Raw genomic sequence first — 15,884 nt, 5'->3', positions numbered from 1 at the left:
CGGAGCCCCGGGTGCCGGCGGCGCCCCCGTTCACTGGTCAGCGGCGTCCCCGCCGCGCCTCCCGCACGCGCCGGAGCCGGTTCACCGTGACCGGATCGGCCTCCAGCGCCCGCCGGTCGTCCAGCAGCGCGTTCAGCAGCTGGTAGTAGCGGGTCGGGGAGATGCCGAGCCGCTCCCTGATCGCCCGCTCCTTCGCCCCGGGCCCCGCCCACGACTGCCGCTCGACCGCGAGCACCGCACGGTCCCGCTCGGAGAGTCCGGAAGGCGGGGCGCTCTCGTCGGGTCCGTTCGCGGGGAGGTCGGTCATATCAGCCAATATATTGCGCGGTCCGCGGACCGCTACTCCGCGCTCTCCGCCGTCGTGGACTCCTGCGCTATGCGCCCCAGCACGCTCTCGGGGCTCGCGCCCGGCTCGACCGCCTCGCCGATGTTCTTCTTGATCGACTCGCTGGCCTGGGCCCAGGACGTCTTGCCGAACGGGTAGAACTGCGCGTTCGGCAGCGCGGCCAGGAACTTGTGCAGCGACTTGTACTTGGGGTCGGTCTCCATCGAGCCCGAGGCGCTGTCGGTGACCGGCAGCATGTCGTACGTGTCGGCGAAGTCGATGACGTTCTTGTCGCTGAACATGAAGTCGAAGAACTTGCCTGTCTCGACCCGGTGCTTGTTCTGCTTGAAGCCCATGATCCAGTCGGCGACGCCCATCGAGCTGCTGGTGGGCCCGGAGACGGCGGGCAGCGGCACCATGCCGACGTCCACGCCCTGCTTCTGGGCCTCCTGCATCAGCGTCGGATGGCCGTTGAGCATGCCGACCTCACCCTTGGTGAACGCCGCGAAGGCCTTGCCGCGGTTGAGGTCACCGGGGGCGACGGGGCCGACGAGCCCCTTGTCGACGAGGTTCGACTTCAGCCAGTCGAACGTCTTGATGTTCTCGGCCGAGTCGATGTTGTACGAGCCGACGTCGTCGGTGTAGCCGCCGCCGCCGCTGAGCAGCCACATCAGCGTCTCGGCCTGGGACTCCTCCTGGCCCAGCGGCAGCGCGAACGGGTACTTCACGCCGTGTGCCTTGAGCGCGGCGGCGTCGCCGGCGATGTCGCTCCAGGTCTTCGGGGCGTCGAGGCCCGACTGGCTGAAGAGCTTCTTGTTGTAGAAGAGCAGCCGGGTGCTGGCCACGAACGGCAGACCGTACTGGACCTGGCTGACCCGGCCCGCGTCCGCGAGGACGGGCAGGAAGTTCGCCTGGGTGCGGACGCTGAGCATCTGGTCGGCGGAGTAGAGCTTCCCGGCCTTGGCGTAGTCCGCGTACGCGCCGATCTGCGCGATGTCGGGGGCCTTTCCGGCCTTCACCATCTGGGCGACCTTGCGGTCGACATCCGTCCACGGGAGGACGGTCACCTCGACCTTGATGCCGGGGTGGGACGCCTCGAAGCCCCTGGCGACGCCGTCCCAGTACGTGTCGGACTTGTTCGCCTCGCCGGTGCCGTAGTCGGCCGCGACCAGCTTCAGCGTGACGTCGCCCCCGTCACTGTCGCCGCCGCAGCCCGACAGCGTTGCCGTCATCCCCAGAGCGGCGACAGCCGCCGTCAGTCCCAAGTAACGCCGCTGCACAGCCCAGTCCGTCCTCGTCGATCACGCCATCCGCGGCATCCACGTCTGCGTGGGGCGCTCCGGATGAGCTGCGATTTTCCCCCATCGCTTCCGATGAGGTCTACACCACCGCGGTATCGCTTCGGCAACGCGGCAGCATTGCACGGGACGCGGAGTGACTGCTAAGTAGGTCTCGGTCAACCAGGGCCGCACACAAGGCCCTTAATGGTCCAGACCATAACCGCACGCGTGCGGTGCCGCTGCGCCGCCCCGCTTCCGCCCACGCCGCAAGGAGCCGTACCGCATGTCCCGTACCGCATCAGAAATTGCCACCCAGCCCAGCTGCTGGCGGCGTGCCGCCCAGGCGGGCGCGGTGGCCGAGGGGCTGCCGCGTCCGGGCGAGCGGGTCGCCGTCACCGGGTGCGGAACCTCCTGGTTCATGGCCATCGCCTACGCGGCGCTGCGCGAGGCGGCCGGGCAGGGCGAGACGGACGCGTACGCCTCGTCGGAGTTCCCGGCCGGGCGCTCCTACGACCGGGTCGTGGCGATCACCCGCTCCGGCACCACGAGCGAGGTGCTGGCCCTGCTGGGCGAACTGCGCGGCCGGACCCCCACCGTCGCGCTGACCGCCGACCCGAAGACGCCGGTCATGGACGCCGCCGACACGGTGGTCGTACTGGACTGGGCCGACGAGGAGTCGGTCGTGCAGACCCGGTTCGCCACCACCGCGCTCGCCTTCCTGCGGGCCGGGCTGGAGGCGGCCGGCCCGCTCCCGGCGGGCGTGAAGACGGTCACCGAGGCAGCCGTCGACGCGGAGCTGGCGGTGACCGAGCCGCTGGACGAGGCGGTGGTCTCGGCCGAGCAGTGGACGTTCCTGGGGCGCGGCTGGACCTACGGCCTCGCGCAGGAGGCCGGGCTGAAGATGCGCGAGGCGGCGGGCGCCTGGACGGAGTCGTACCCCGCGATGGAATACCGCCACGGGCCGATCGCGATCACCGGCCCGAACCGGGTGGCATGGGTGTTCGGCGCACTGCCCGAGGGCCTGGCGGGCGAGGTCGCGGGGGTCGGCGGAACGCTCGTCGCCCACACGGCCGCCGACCCGATGGCCGACCTGATCCGGGCCCAGCGGCTCGCGGTGGCGCTCGCGGAGTCGAAGGGGTACGACCCGGACCACCCGCGCAACCTGTCGCGCAGCGTGATCCTGCCGGGCTAGAGCGGCGTGTCCGCAGGCACATCGATGACGGGCGATGTCGGCGGATTGCGTGCGGATGCCGGCGGATTGCCGCCGGGTTACGGTCCCGATTTTGTATGGATGCGCAACAAACACCGATAGTGGACTAGACCTTTTGGGGTTCGTCGGGCGAAACTGTTCCCCGTGAAACACGTCATCGCCCTCGATGTGGGCGGCACCGGAATGAAGGCCGCACTGGTCGGGGCCGATGGCGCCCTGCTCTACGAGGCACGGCGCGCGACCGGCAGAGAGCGCGGCCCCGACGCCGTCGTGGAGTCGATCCTCGCCTTCGCGGCGGATCTGCGCGCGTACGGCGTCGAGCACTTCGGCGAGAGCGCCGTCGCGGCCGGTGTCGCCGTGCCCGGCATCGTCGACGCCGCGAACGGGATCGCGCTCTACTCCGCGAACCTGGGCTGGAGCGACGTACCCATGCGCCGGCTGCTCGGCGAACGGCTCGGCGGCGTCCCCGTCGCCCTCGGCCACGACGTCAGGACCGGCGGGCTCGCCGAGGGCCGGATCGGAGCGGGCCGGGGCGCGGACCGCTTCGTGTTCATCCCGCTGGGCACCGGCATCGCCGGGGCCATCGGCATCGCGGGCACCATCGAGGAGGGCGCCCACGGCTCCGCGGGCGAGATCGGCCACATCGTGATCCGGCCGGACGGCCCGGACTGCAGCTGCGGCCAGCGCGGCTGTCTGGAGACGCTGGCCTCCGCGGCCGCCGTCAGCCGGGCCTGGGCCGCCGCCTCCGGCGACCCGAAGGCCGACGCCGCGGACTGCGCCAAGGCCGTGGAGTCGGGCGACCCGGCGGCCCTGGCGGTCTGGCACGACGCCGTCGACGCCCTCGCCGCCGGACTGGTCACCGCGCTCACCCTGCTGGACCCCCGCACCCTCATCATCGGTGGCGGTCTCGCCGAGGCGGGGGAAACCTTGTTCACACCACTGCGTGCGGCCGTCGAGGAACGCGTCACGTTCCAGAAGCTGCCCCACATCGTCCCGGCGGCCCTCGGGGACACCGCCGGATGCCTGGGCGCAGGGCTGCTCGCCTGGGATCTTCTCTCCACGGAGGTATCCGCCTGATGGCCGGACGCGCAGACAGCACAGTTCTCGCAGGTGCCCGGGTGGTACTGCCCACCGGCACCGTCGAGAACGGCCGGGTGATCATCGAGGGCACCCGCATCGCCGGCAGTCCGGCGCAGGACGCCCGGACCGTCGACCTGTCCGGCCACTGGATCGTCCCCGGCTTCGTGGACATGCACAACCACGGCGGAGGCGGCGCCTCCTTCACCTCCGGCACCGTGGACGACGTCCTCACCGGCGTCCGCACCCACCGCGAGCACGGCACCACCACCCTGGTCGCCTCCACCGTCACCGGCGAGATGGACTTCCTCGCCGAACGGGCCGGCATCCTCTCCGAACTGGTCGAACAGGGCGACCTGGCCGGCATCCACTTCGAGGGCCCCTTCATCTCGCCGTGCCGCAAGGGCGCGCACAGCGAGGGCCTGCTGCGCCACCCCGACCCGGCCGAGGTCCGCAAGCTGATGGACGCCGCCCGCGGCACCGCGAAGATGTTCACGCTCGCCACCGAACTGCCCGGCGGCATCGAGTCCGTACGGCTGCTCGCCGAGCACGGCGTCATCGCCGCGATCGGGCACACCGACGCCACGTACGAGCAGACCGTCGAGGCGATCGACGCGGGCGCCACCGTCGCCACGCACCTCTACAACGCGATGCCGCCCCTCGGACACCGCGTACCCGGCCCGATCGCCGCCCTCCTGGAGGACGAGCGGATCACGGTCGAGCTGATCAACGACGGCACGCACCTGCACCCGGCCTCCCTGCAACTGGCCTACCACCACGCGGGCGCCCACCGCGTCGCCCTGATCACCGACGCCATGGACGCGGCCGGGTTCGGCGACGGCCAGTACCAGCTGGGCCCGCTCGCCGTCGAGGTCAAGGACGGCGTCGCCCGGCTCGTCGAGGGCGGCTCCATCGCCGGCTCCACGCTCACCCTGGACACCGCCTTCCACCGGGCCGTCACCATCGACCGCATCCCGGTCGGCGACGTGGTGCAGTCCATCTCCGCCAACCCGGCCCGGCTGCTCGGTGTGTACGACCGGGTCGGCTCGCTGGAACCGGGCAAGGACGCCGACCTGGTGGTCCTGGACGCCGACTTCACGCTCAAGGGCGTCATGCGCAAGGGCGAGTGGATCAGCCGGCCGGTGCCCGCGGCCGTGTGAAGACCGCACCTTGAGGACCGCGGAGCGGATACGTAACGAAGAGACGGCGGTTGTTCCCGAGGTCTGGGCCGGCCGCCGGCTCTTTGGCATGATCGTTCGCGAAACAATCGGGGAAAGCGCGTTCTGCCAAGGCATCCGCGCCCAGCACGGATCGAGGGGGTGGCCGAGGTGATCCTCACGGTCACGCTGAACACGGCACTCGACCTGACGTACGGCGTCGCGGCCCTCGTCCCGCACTCCAGCCACCGGGTCACCGATCTCTCCGAGCGCCCCGGCGGCAAGGGCATCAACGTCGCCCGGGTGGTCACCGCCCTCGGCCACGACAGCGTCGTCACCGGCTTCGCCGGAGGCGCCACCGGCTCCGTACTGCGGGAACTGCTCGCGGCCCTCCCGCCGGGCACCGCGACCCTCACCGACGCACTCGTCCCGGTGGCCGGCGACACCCGCCGCACCCTGGCCGTCGCCGACCGGGCCACCGGCGACACCACCCAGTTCAACGAACCCGGCCCCCACATCACCGCCGCCGAGTGGACCGCCTTCCTCCGCTCGTACGAGGAACTGCTCACCGGCGCCGACGCGGTCGCCCTGTGCGGCAGCCTGCCCCCGGGCATACACGTCGGCGCCTACGCCGAACTGATCCGGCCGGCCCGCGCCGCGGGCGTCCCCGTACTCCTGGACACCAGCGGCGAACCGCTGCGCCGGGGCATCGCCGCCCGCCCCGACCTCATCAAGCCGAACGCCGACGAGCTCGCCCAGCTCACCGGCTCCCGCGACCCCCTGCGCGCCACCCGCGACGCCCGCCGCCGCGGTGCGCACGCGGTGATCGCCTCGCTGGGCCCGGACGGGATGCTGGCGCTCACGCCCGACGGCAGCTGGCAGGCGTCCCCGCCGGCCCCCGTGAAGGGCAACCCGACCGGGGCGGGCGACTCCGCGGTGGCCGGACTGCTGTCCGGCCTCGTCGAGGGCCTGAGCTGGCCGGACCGGCTGCGACGGGCGGTGGCACTGTCGACGGCGACCGTGCTGGCCCCCACCGCCGGTGACTTCGACCGCGCGGCCTACGAGGAGCTGCTGCCGCGCGTCGCCATCGAGGAACACGCACCCGCGGCCTGAGCGCCGCACCGCACCGGGCCCGTCCGGCGGGTCCGAGGAAGCAACAGAGGTCAGCATGCCGCTCGTCAGCACCGGTGAACTCGTCTCCGCCGCCCAGGCAGAGGGACGCGGAATCGCCGCCTTCAACGTCATCACACTGGAACACGCGGAGGCCATCGCCACCGGTGCGGAGCGCGCGGGGGCCCCCGCCATCCTCCAGATCTCCGAGAACGCCGTGAAGTTCCACGGCGGCCGGCTCTCCGCCATCGCGGCCGCGGCCGCCGCCGTCGCGCGCACCTCCGCCGCCCCGCTCGCCCTCCACCTCGACCACGTCGAGTCCGTGGAGCTGCTGCACCAGGCATCCGGCGAGGGCTTCGGCTCGGTGATGTTCGACGCCTCCAAGCTGAGCTACGAGGACAATGTCCGGGCCACCGCCGAAGCCGTCGCCTGGGGCCACGAGCGCGGTATCTGGATCGAGGCCGAACTCGGCAAGGTCGGCGGCAAGGAGGGCGAGGCCCCGCTCGACGCCCACGCCCCCGGCGTCCGTACCGACCCGGCCGAGGCCGCCGCGTACGTCGCCGCCACCGGCGTGGACGCGCTGGCCGTCGCGGTCGGCTCCTCGCACGCGATGACCGAGCGCACCGCCGCCCTGGACCACGCCCTGATCGGCCGGCTGCGCGACGCCGTCCCCGTCCCGCTGGTGCTGCACGGCTCCAGCGGCGTCCCGGACGAGGAGATCCGCCAGGCCGTCGCCTCCTCCGGCATGGTCAAGATCAACGTGGGCACGGCGCTGAACACGGCGTTCACCGGAGCCGTCCGGGCCCACCTGGCCGAGAACACCACGGGCGTGGACCCGCGCAAGTACCTCGCCCCGGGCCGCGAGGCGATGGCCGCGGTGATCAGCCACTTCCTGGGGCTTGTGTCCGGCGCCGCACGCTGACCCGGACCAACGGCTGACTGCGGGTGGCCGGATCTCTCCGCTGTCGTCAGACCCGGTGTTCTGATGTGGTTCGCACACTCTCTCAAGATCACCGCCACTCGCGTGGCGGCCAAGGAGGCATGCGTTGTCACTCAACCGAACACGATCGGCACTGGCCGCAGCCGCCCTCACGGGCGCCGCCCTGCTCGCGGCCCCCGGGGCCGCACAGGCTGCGCAGCCCACGCAGCCCACCCGGACCGAGGGAACCGCCACCGCCCGCACCTGGCCCGGCGTGTGGCCGTACAACGGGCACACGGCCACGGTGCGGGCCTCGCGCAGCACCGGGGCCGCCAAGACGGGAACGGTCACCTCCGCCGGCCGGAAGTGCTCGGAGGACCTCTGCCAGGCGTACTCCGGCGGGTCCTACACGTGCTGGAGCGGCGGGCCGTCGGGCAACAGCTGGATCGGCGTGCTCGACTCGAAGAACCGTCTGGGCTGGGTCGCCGCCAAGTGCGTAGGAGTGTCCCGCTGGTCCTGACACCGCAGTCGCGGGCCAGCGAAACGGGCCCCGCCCCACGCACTCGGCGTGGGGCGGGGCCCGCTGTTTACGGCAGTCGGCGCACGCCCCGCGGAGACGGGGACGCGTCGGGAGAACTCAGCCCTTCGCGGGTGTGACCTCGACCCAGTCCAGGATCACGTCGCACTGGTTTCCGTCCTGGCACGAGATGCTGATCTCGTTCTCGCCCTTCGTCAGGCTGACCGGCGCCCAGGTGGTCTGCCAGTTCTTCTCCCAGTTCGAGTCCGAGGAGCCAACAAAGTTCTTGAGCCCGATCGGCTGGGAGTTCGGCTTCCCGTTGACGGTCAGCGTGGCGTTGGCGTCCTTGGCGGGGATCGCGTAGCGGACCGTCAGGCGGTACGAGCCGCCCTCGTGCAGGTTCGCCGTCCACGTCACGGACGAGCCGACCGCGTTGAAGCCGGTGACATACGACCCGTTGGGGCCTTCCGCACCGTCGATGGCCTTGTCGGTGGTGGCCGTGCCGCCGAGCTTCAGCGAGGCCGCGTCCTGCTTCGGGAGCTCGGCGGGGGCCTCGGAGCTGGCGGAATTCTGCGGCTTCGGCGACTCCTCCACCTCACCGGCCGCGCCGGAGGAGGACGTCGCCTCCTCCTTCTTCTTGCCCTTGTCGCCGTCGCCCGTCATCAGCGCGGCGCCGATGCCGATGAGCACGACCGCGACCACCGCGACCGCACCGATCAGCAGGCCCTTGGTGTTGGGGCCGCCCCTGCCGGGACCGCCGTTGCCCCGGCCGCCCTGGTGCGGCACCTGCGTGGTGGGAGCACCGGGGTGCGTCTCGGGGGCCGCGTACTGCGCGTTCGGCTGCCCGTACTGCCCCTGGGGCTGTCCGTACTGAGCGTTCTGCGCCGGCGGGTAGCCGTACGCCCCCTGCTGCCCGTACTGACGCTCGCCGACGGTCCGCACCTGGTTGTAGGAGGTACGCGGCACGCCGGGCTGCGCGGCGGGACCCGGGTAGCCGTAGCCACCCTGACCCGGCGGCTGTGCGCCGGCCGCTCGCCCGTCCTCGTAGAGGTAGCCGAACGGGTCGTCGTCCTCGGGTGTGCTCGCGCCGTTGTTCCCGGCCATCCCTGGGTCACTCCTCACCATGTCGTCGGCCCTCGCCGTATGCCGTCAGTCCTCGCCGACCGGCCGAGCCTACCCCGAACGGACCACGCCAGGAGTTGCCCGACGTGCGGCGGGAACCGGGGTGGGGTAAGCGCACAGCACGTCGGCAAACGTCAGCCGGCTCTGCGGTGAACCTTCGACCTGGACCGCTTCTCGACGTACATCCGCTGGTCGGCGGAGCGCAGTACCTCTTCGGCGGTCATGCCGCAGGCGGCCCACCCGATGCCGAAACTCGCCCCGACGCGCACCGCCCGGCCATCGACCCGAATCGGCGGAATGATGGCGTTACGCAGGCGTACGGCCAGGTCCGCGGCGTCTGCGGACCCCAGCCCGTCCGCGAGAACGACGAATTCGTCACCCCCGAGCCGGGCGACGGTGTCACCGTCGCGGACACAGGTGGTGAGCCGGCGGGCGACCTCGATGAGAACCGCGTCACCCGTGTGGTGGCCGAAGCGGTCGTTGATCGACTTGAAGCCGTCCAGGTCGCAGAAGAGGACCGCGAGCCCCTTCGCCCCGTCGTCCTGCCCGGTGTCGGGTGCGACGGAGTGCACATGGTGGTCGTAGGGGCCGACGCCCGCCGCCGCGTCGAATCCGTCGACGGGGAAGCCGTGCACCCGGGCCTCGTCCACATCGCCGTACGCCGCGTCCAGCGCCTGCACGTCCGTGGACGCCACCGCGTGCGGGCGCTCGCAGAGGCGGGCGCTGAGCCGGGAGCGCAGCTCCGCACTGTTGGGCAGACCGGTGAGCGCGTCGTGCGAGGCGCGGTGCGCGAGGTTCAGCTCGTGGCGCTTGCGCTCCTCTATGTCCTCGACATGGGTGAGCAGGAAGCGCGGCCCGTCCGCGGTGTCCGCGACGACGGAGTTGCGCAGCGAGACCCAGAGATAGGTGCCGTCCCGGCGGCCCAGCCGCAGCTCGGCGCGGCCGCCCTCGGCGGAGGTACGGAGCAGGGTGCCGATGTCCTCGGGGTGGACCAGGTCGGCGAAGGAGTAGCGGCGCAGCACCGAGGCGGGGCGGCCGAGCAGCCGGCACAGGGCGTCGTTGGTGCGCAGCAGCCGGCCGTGCTGGTCGCCGCCCATCTCCGCGATGGCCATGCCGCTGGGGGCGTACTCGAAGGCCTGGCGGAATGATTCCTCGCTGGCCCGCAGCGCCTGCTGTTCACGCTCCAGGCGGACCAGGGCGCGCTGCATGTTGGCCCGGAGCCTGGCGTTGCTGATGGCGATGGCCGACTGGGACGCGTACATCTGGAGCGCCTCGCGGCCCCAGGCGCCGGGGCGGCGGCCGTTGCGGGGGCGGTCGACGGATATGACGCCGAGGAGGTCGAGGCCGCCGCCGGAGGCGTACATCGGGGCGTAGAGCCGGTCCTGCGGGTGCCACTCGTCCTCGAAGCGGGGCTCGGGACCCTCGGTGTGCCACTGCGGGACGTCGTCGTCGAGGAGGACCCAGCCGTCGGTGTGCGGTATGAAGCGGAGCTCGTCCCATGTCTCGCCCATGGCCAGCCGGCGCTCCCAGGAGGTGCGGGAGCCGACGCGGCCGGTGATCAGGGCCTCGGCGGCGCTGTTGCCGGCGAAGGCGGCGACCACGAGATCACCGTCGGGACGGACGAGGTTGACGCAGGCCAGCTCGTAGCCGAGACCGGCGACGATTCCGTCGGCCACGGTCTGCAGCGTGTCGGCCAGGCTCCGCGCCGTGTTGAGATCGGCCACGGCCTGGTGCAGCTGCCGCATCGTCGCAAGACGGACGTACGGCTCCGACTCGGCCTCCATCGCTCGCACTCCCCGAGACCTCGACAGCACTCCAGGTTTCATATCGGTGTACTTGACGTACTTACTGCAGTGTCACGGCCACTGAATCACAGTGAGCTGTGCACCCGGTACACAGGGTCAACAAATATTGCGCTCTGTGAGCCAAGTCACAACAGATGGTAAAGGATTTCGGCCGGTCCTAGGACCTGGCTGGTCCCCTGGCCCGATGCGCCGGGCCGCCGCGCACGGCTAGCGTGCCCGGTGTGTTGCAGACGAAGCCCCCCACCCCGCGTTCCGAGCCCATCCCCCATGCTGAGGGGGTGAGCAACGACGAGTTCCGCGGCGCCCTCGCCCGACTGGCCGCCGGTGTGGTGCTGATCACCGCACAGGAGCCGCCGCTCGACGAGCACGGACGCGGCGAGGACGTCGGCATGACCGCGACCGCGTTCATGTCGGTCTCGATGGACCCGCCCCTGGTCATGGTGAGCCTGCGCAACGACTCACGGATGGACGACTTGCTGGCGGAACAGCCACTGTGGGCCGTCTCGGTCCTGTCGGAGAGCCAGCGGCACATCGCCGGACGGTTCGCCATGAAGGGCCGGATCAGCGACCGGCTGCTGTTCGAGGACATCCCCTATGTACGCGGGGAGATCACCGGAGCACCGCTGGCCGGGGGCGCGCTCGCCACCCTGGAGTGCCGCACGGAGCAGCGTGTCCTGGCGGGTGATCACACGCTGGTGATCGGACGGGTGCTCAGTGCGCGGCTGCCGAGCGAGGACGGCGGCCCGCTGACGTACTTCCGCGGGCGCTACCGGCAGCTGGGCTGACACCGGACGCTGCCGGCGGCCGGTTTGACGGCGGGGGTGACGGCAGGGGGCGCCGCACCCGGCCGGCCGCGGATGCCCCGTTCACCAGTCGCGGCCCGAGCGGCCGCGCTTGGTGTCGCCGCGCTGCTTCTTCTCGCGCAGCCTGCGCTCGTTGATGCCGCGCGGGATCTTGCGCTTGACGCGCGGCTTGGGGGGCGGCGCCGTGGCCTCGGCCAGCAGGGCGGTGAGCCGTACGAGGGCCGTCTCGCGGTTGCGCCACTGTGAGCGGTGCTCCGAGGACCGTACCGACACCACGCCGTTGACCAGCCGGTTCGCCAGCCGCTCCAGCGCGCGCTCCTTCCACACCTCGGGCAGCGACTCGGTCGCCGCGAGGTCGAAGCGGAGCTCCACCTGGGAGTCGCTGGTGTTGACGTGCTGCCCGCCTGGCCCTGAGGACCGCGAGAAACGCCACATGAGCTCGGCCTCCGGCAGGGAGACCGCACCGCGGATGACATAGGGCCCGGACATGACACCCATGTTCCCCGGCCCACCGGGTGTTCGTCACCTTCTTTAGCCGCATCACCGGTCCTCCGGCCGCGTCCCGCCATCAGTTCGGTAAAGAAAGCAAAGGCGCAAGGAACCTCCCGGTCCCCTGCCTGCGTTATGAGGGGTGACGGTAGCTTCGTGACGACACGAAGCCCGCAGACGACAGATGAAAGGGACTTCCCATGGCAGTAAGCCTGTCCAAGGGCGGCAACGTCTCCCTCACCAAGGAGGCCCCCGGCCTCACCGCCGTCACGGTCGGCCTCGGCTGGGACGTCCGGACCACCACCGGCACGGACTTCGACCTCGACGCCTCCGCGATCGCGGTCAACACCGCCGGGAAGGTCTTCTCCGACGGCCACTTCGTCTTCTTCAACAACAAGGCGACGCCGGACCAGACCATCGTGCACACCGGTGACAACGTCACGGGCGAGGGCGAGGGCGACGACGAGCAGATCAACGTCAACCTGGCGGGCCTGCCGGCCGACATCGACAAGATCGTCTTCCCGGTGTCGATCTACGATGCCGAGACCCGCAGCCAGAACTTCGGCCAGGTGCGCAACGCGTACATCCGCATCCTGAACCAGGCCGGCGGCGCCGAGATCGCCCGCTACGACCTGAGCGAGGACGCCGCCACCGAGACCGCCATGGTCTTCGGCGAGCTGTACCGCAACGGCGCCGAGTGGAAGTTCCGTGCCGTCGGCCAGGGCTACGCCTCCGGCCTGCGCGGCATCGCCCAGGACTTCGGCGTCACTCTCTGACGCTCCGTCCTTCCGCTTCACGGGAGCCCCCGGCCGATCGTCCTGCGGCCGGGGGCTCCCGCGTGTCCGCGTACCACTGACCGCTCCCAATGGGGCGTACGACACGCGGTGTTGTGCAAGTGATGGAAGTCCGCCGGATAGCGGACACGGACGTACCCCAGTCGGACAAGAACTGGTCAAAGAATTGTGAGGTAATTGTTAGTACACCGTCAATGCCGGTCATTCAGTGGCACGCTCTCCGCTCGTAACCCCCCACGGAACGAGCAACGGAGAACCCATGACCCCCCACATGAACACCCGTCGCGCAGCAGCCCTGGCCGCCGTGGCCGCGATGGTCGTCGTCGGAGTGCAGACCGGGACGGCGAATGCCAGGCCGGCCGCCCCCGACGACGGTTCCTCCGCCTCTCCCCGCACCTCCTCGCCCGCCTTCAGCAGCGCCTCGGCGCGCACGGCGGCCATCAAGTCGGCCCAGACCGACGCCTCTTCGACCGCCGGCTCGCTGGGGCTCGGCGGCAAGGAGAAGCTGATCGTCCGTGACGTGATCAAGGACGCCAAGGGCACGGTCCACACCCGCTACGAGCGCACCTACGCCGGACTGCCCGTCATCGGCGGCGACCTGGTCACCCACACCGCGAGCAACGGCAAGCTCAAGAGCGTCACCAAGGCGACCGACGCCAGGATATCCGTGCCGTCCACGACGGCGAAGATCAAGACCGCGGCCGCCGCCCGCAAGGTGATCTGGGCGGGCAGCGGCAAGCCCGTCCTCGCGTTCGAGTCCGTGAAGACCGGGGTGCAGAAGGACGGCACGCCCAGCCGCCGCCACATCATCACGGACGCCACCACCGGCAAGACGCTGCACAGCTACGAAGCGGTCGAGACGGCCGGCGTCGGCAACAGCCAGTACAGCGGCAAGGTCGACCTGTCCACCACCGCCTCCGGTTCCGGCTTCGAGCTGACCGACGGCGACCGCGGCGGCCACAAGACGTACGACCTGAACCAGGGCGAGAGCGGCACCGGCGACCTGGTCACCGACGACGACGACACGTGGGGCGACGGCACCGGCAACGACCGCCAGACCGCCGCGGTCGACGCCCACTACGGCGCCGCGAAGACCTGGGACTTCTACAAGACGGCGCTCGGCCGCGACGGCATCGCGGGCGACGGCAAGGCCGCCTACTCCCGGGTCCACTACGGCGACGCGTACGTCAACGCGTTCTGGGACGACAGCTGCTTCTGCATGACGTACGGCGACGGCGCCGACAACAAGAGCGCCCTCACCGGCCTCGACGTCGCCGGCCACGAGATGAGCCACGGGCTGACCGCGTCGACCGCCAACCTCGACTACGTCGGCGAGTCCGGCGGTCTCAACGAGGCGACCAGCGACATCTTCGGCACCGCGGTGGAGTTCTTCGCCGACAACGCCACCGACGTCGGCGACTACCTCATCGGCGAGAAGATCGACATCAACGGCGACGGCAGCCCGCTGCGCTACATGGACCAGCCGAGCAAGGACGGCGGCTCGGCCGACTACTGGGACAGCAGCGTCGGTGACCTGGACGTGCACTACTCGTCCGGTGTCGCCAACCACTTCTTCTACCTGCTGTCCGAGGGCAGCGGCGCGAAGACCATCAACGGAGTCGACTACGACTCCCCGACCTCCGACGGCTCCACGGTCACCGGCATCGGCCGGGACAAGGCCATCCAGATCTGGTACAAGGCCCTCTCCGAGTACATGACCTCGTCCACCGACTACGCGGCCGCCCGCACGGCGACCGAGAAGGCGGCGACCGACCTGTACGGGGCGGACAGCGCCGAGCTGAAGGCCGTCGACGCCGCCTGGAGCGGTGTCAACGTGAAGTAACGCCCACCGCGTTGCTCCCGGGAGCCGGTCAGCCGTCCGCGGCGGGCCGGCTCCCGCCGTACAGCCACGTCTTCCACAGCTCCGTCAGATCCTTGCCGGTCGTCTTCTCGACGTAGGCGGTGAAGTCCGCCGTCGTGGCGTTGCCGTGCCGATGGGCCTTCGTCCAGCCCGCGAGCAGCGCGAAGAACCGCTCGTCGTCGTCCACGGCCTCGCGGATCTTGTGGATCACCATGGCGCCCCGCCCGTACACCGGCGGATCCGAGATGTTGGCGGGGGCCGGCGGATCGGCCGGCGGGAAGGCCCAGTTGTCGTCGTCCTTGTAGGCCTCGTCGAACGACTCCTGGGCCGGGGTGTCCTCCTTCTCCTCCTCCCACAGCCACTCCGCGTAGGTCGCCAGACCCTCGTTGAGCCACATGTCCTGCCAGCTCGCGGGCGTGACCGAGTCACCGAACCACTGGTGCGCCATCTCGTGGACGAGCAGTCCGACGCTCGGCGGCCCGGGGAAGAACGGCCGGTTCTGCGTCTCCAGCGCGTACCCGGCGTCCCCCTTGCGCTCGACGATCGCGCCCGTGGCGGAGAACGGGTACGGGCCGAAGTGCGCGGCCTCCCACTTCACCACCTCGGGAACCCGGGCCACCGTCCGCGCACTCGCCTTCGCCGACGCCGGGTCCACGGCGGTGAACACCGTGATGCCGCCCGCCATGGTCGACGTCTTCGTCTCGAACCGGCCGACGGCCAGCGTCGCGAGATAGCTCGCCATCGGTTCGGCGGTGTGCCAGCGGTACGTGGTGCGGCCCCCGGCCGTCCTGGGCGGACCGGCCTGCACACCGTTGGAGACCGCCGTCAGCCCCTTGGCAACGGTGACCGTCAGGTCGTACGTGGCCTTGTCGCTCGGGTGGTTGTTGCCCGGGAACCAGGCCATCGAGCCGGTCGGTTCGCCCAGCGCCACCGCTCCGTCGGCGGTCGGCAGCCAGCCCTCCTTGGAACCGTCCGGGTCCTTGATGGTCTGCGGGGAGCCGGAGTAGCGCACGACCGTACGGAAGGTCAGGCCCCGGCGGAGCCGGTCCTGGACCTTGAGGTCCGGACGCAGCGTCAGCTCGTCGCCCGCCCGGTTGACGGCGGCGGGGCGCCCCTCCACCGTGGCCGACTCCACCGTCAGCCCGGCCAGATCGAGGTTGAACGAGCTGAGGTCCTGGGTGGCGCGCGCGGTGATCTCGGCGGTGCCGCGCAGCGTCTTCGCGTCCTGGCCGACATCGAGTGTGAGGGCGTAGTGCGTGACGTCGTAGCCGCCGTTGCCCAGCTTGGGGAAGTACGGATCGCGCACCCCGGAGGCGCCCGGGGTGCCGTGCACGCCACCGGCACTCGCGCTGCAGCCGGGGGCGAGGACCGCCAGGGCGAGCAGCAGGACGGCGGTCCTCGCCCTGCGGGGCGTG

15 protein-coding genes are annotated in these 15,884 nt (G+C 71.1%); 9 read left to right on the top strand and 6 right to left on the bottom strand.

All coding sequences use genetic code 11. The annotated features are described in order from the left end of the window. Positions 1-37: 37 nt before the first annotated feature. Complete coding sequence (locus tag J1C73_RS24165) at positions 38-307, bottom strand: DUF3263 domain-containing protein (protein ID WP_123460755.1); 270 nt, start codon at positions 305-307, stop codon at positions 38-40. Positions 308-339: 32 nt separating this feature from the next. Beyond that, a complete protein-coding gene (locus J1C73_RS24160) occupies positions 340-1,557 on the bottom strand; it encodes an extracellular solute-binding protein (RefSeq protein WP_207318267.1) in 1,218 nt (405 codons plus the stop codon). 331 nt (positions 1,558-1,888) lie between these two features. Between J1C73_RS24160 and J1C73_RS24155 the strand changes: the two genes are divergently transcribed. From J1C73_RS24155 to J1C73_RS24130, 6 genes are all read left to right on the top strand, one after another. Next, positions 1,889-2,797, top strand: a complete 909-nt coding sequence (locus J1C73_RS24155) for an SIS domain-containing protein (protein ID WP_207318266.1) — start codon at positions 1,889-1,891, stop codon at positions 2,795-2,797. Between the two features lie 162 nt (positions 2,798-2,959). Then, positions 2,960-3,892, top strand: a complete 933-nt coding sequence (locus tag J1C73_RS24150) for an ROK family protein (RefSeq protein ID WP_123460753.1) — start codon at positions 2,960-2,962, stop codon at positions 3,890-3,892. Next, positions 3,892-5,052: an N-acetylglucosamine-6-phosphate deacetylase gene (gene nagA, locus J1C73_RS24145; protein ID WP_207318265.1), complete on the top strand. Its 1,161-nt coding sequence runs from the start codon at positions 3,892-3,894 to the stop codon at positions 5,050-5,052. Before J1C73_RS24150 ends, nagA begins: the two co-directional genes overlap by 1 nt. A gap of 168 nt (positions 5,053-5,220) precedes the next feature. Beyond that, positions 5,221-6,162, top strand: a complete 942-nt coding sequence (locus tag J1C73_RS24140) for a 1-phosphofructokinase family hexose kinase (RefSeq protein ID WP_207318269.1) — start codon at positions 5,221-5,223, stop codon at positions 6,160-6,162. A 55-nt stretch (positions 6,163-6,217) separates the two neighbouring features. Continuing rightward, the gene (locus tag J1C73_RS24135) at positions 6,218-7,081 is read left to right on the top strand and encodes a class II fructose-bisphosphate aldolase (RefSeq protein ID WP_207318264.1); all 864 of its coding nucleotides are present in this window, start codon (positions 6,218-6,220) and stop codon (positions 7,079-7,081) included. Positions 7,082-7,205: 124 nt separating this feature from the next. After that, positions 7,206-7,598 (top strand): hypothetical protein, encoded by a 393-nt coding sequence (locus J1C73_RS24130; RefSeq protein WP_207318263.1) that lies wholly within the window; start codon positions 7,206-7,208, stop codon positions 7,596-7,598. Between the two features lie 117 nt (positions 7,599-7,715). Here the strand turns inward: J1C73_RS24130 and J1C73_RS24125 are convergent, their stop codons facing one another. Together J1C73_RS24125 and cdgB are read right to left on the bottom strand one after the other, a co-directional pair. Continuing rightward, complete coding sequence (locus tag J1C73_RS24125; RefSeq protein WP_207318262.1) at positions 7,716-8,699, bottom strand: CBM35 domain-containing protein; 984 nt, start codon at positions 8,697-8,699, stop codon at positions 7,716-7,718. Between the two features lie 152 nt (positions 8,700-8,851). Continuing rightward, a complete protein-coding gene (cdgB, locus tag J1C73_RS24120; protein WP_207318261.1) occupies positions 8,852-10,501 on the bottom strand; it encodes a diguanylate cyclase CdgB in 1,650 nt (549 codons plus the stop codon). A 299-nt stretch (positions 10,502-10,800) separates the two neighbouring features. On the opposite strand from cdgB, the gene J1C73_RS24115 reads away from it, so the two are divergent. Beyond that, a complete protein-coding gene (locus J1C73_RS24115; protein WP_207318260.1) occupies positions 10,801-11,307 on the top strand; it encodes a flavin reductase family protein in 507 nt (168 codons plus the stop codon). An 81-nt stretch (positions 11,308-11,388) separates the two neighbouring features. Here J1C73_RS24115 and arfB read toward each other — a convergent pair whose 3' ends face one another. After that, entirely contained in the window at positions 11,389-11,823 is a 435-nt protein-coding gene (arfB, locus tag J1C73_RS24110) for an alternative ribosome rescue aminoacyl-tRNA hydrolase ArfB (protein ID WP_207318259.1), read from the bottom strand. Between the two features lie 191 nt (positions 11,824-12,014). Between arfB and J1C73_RS24105 the strand changes: the two genes are divergently transcribed. Then, a complete protein-coding gene (locus tag J1C73_RS24105; protein ID WP_207318258.1) occupies positions 12,015-12,590 on the top strand; it encodes a TerD family protein in 576 nt (191 codons plus the stop codon). A 277-nt stretch (positions 12,591-12,867) separates the two neighbouring features. Next, positions 12,868-14,451: a M4 family metallopeptidase gene (locus J1C73_RS24100; protein WP_207318257.1), complete on the top strand. Its 1,584-nt coding sequence runs from the start codon at positions 12,868-12,870 to the stop codon at positions 14,449-14,451. Positions 14,452-14,479: 28 nt separating this feature from the next. On the opposite strand, the gene J1C73_RS24095 is transcribed toward J1C73_RS24100, so the two are convergent. After that, on the bottom strand, positions 14,480-15,884 hold a 1,405-nt coding region (locus tag J1C73_RS24095; RefSeq protein WP_307797786.1), incomplete at its 5' end, for a M1 family metallopeptidase.

The organism is Streptomyces laculatispora (assembly GCF_017353455.1).
Lineage (GTDB): Bacteria > Actinomycetota > Actinomycetes > Streptomycetales > Streptomycetaceae > Streptomyces > Streptomyces laculatispora.
The sequence above is the reverse complement of the archived record's forward strand: the minus strand, read 5'-3'. Positions and strand labels throughout refer to the sequence as shown.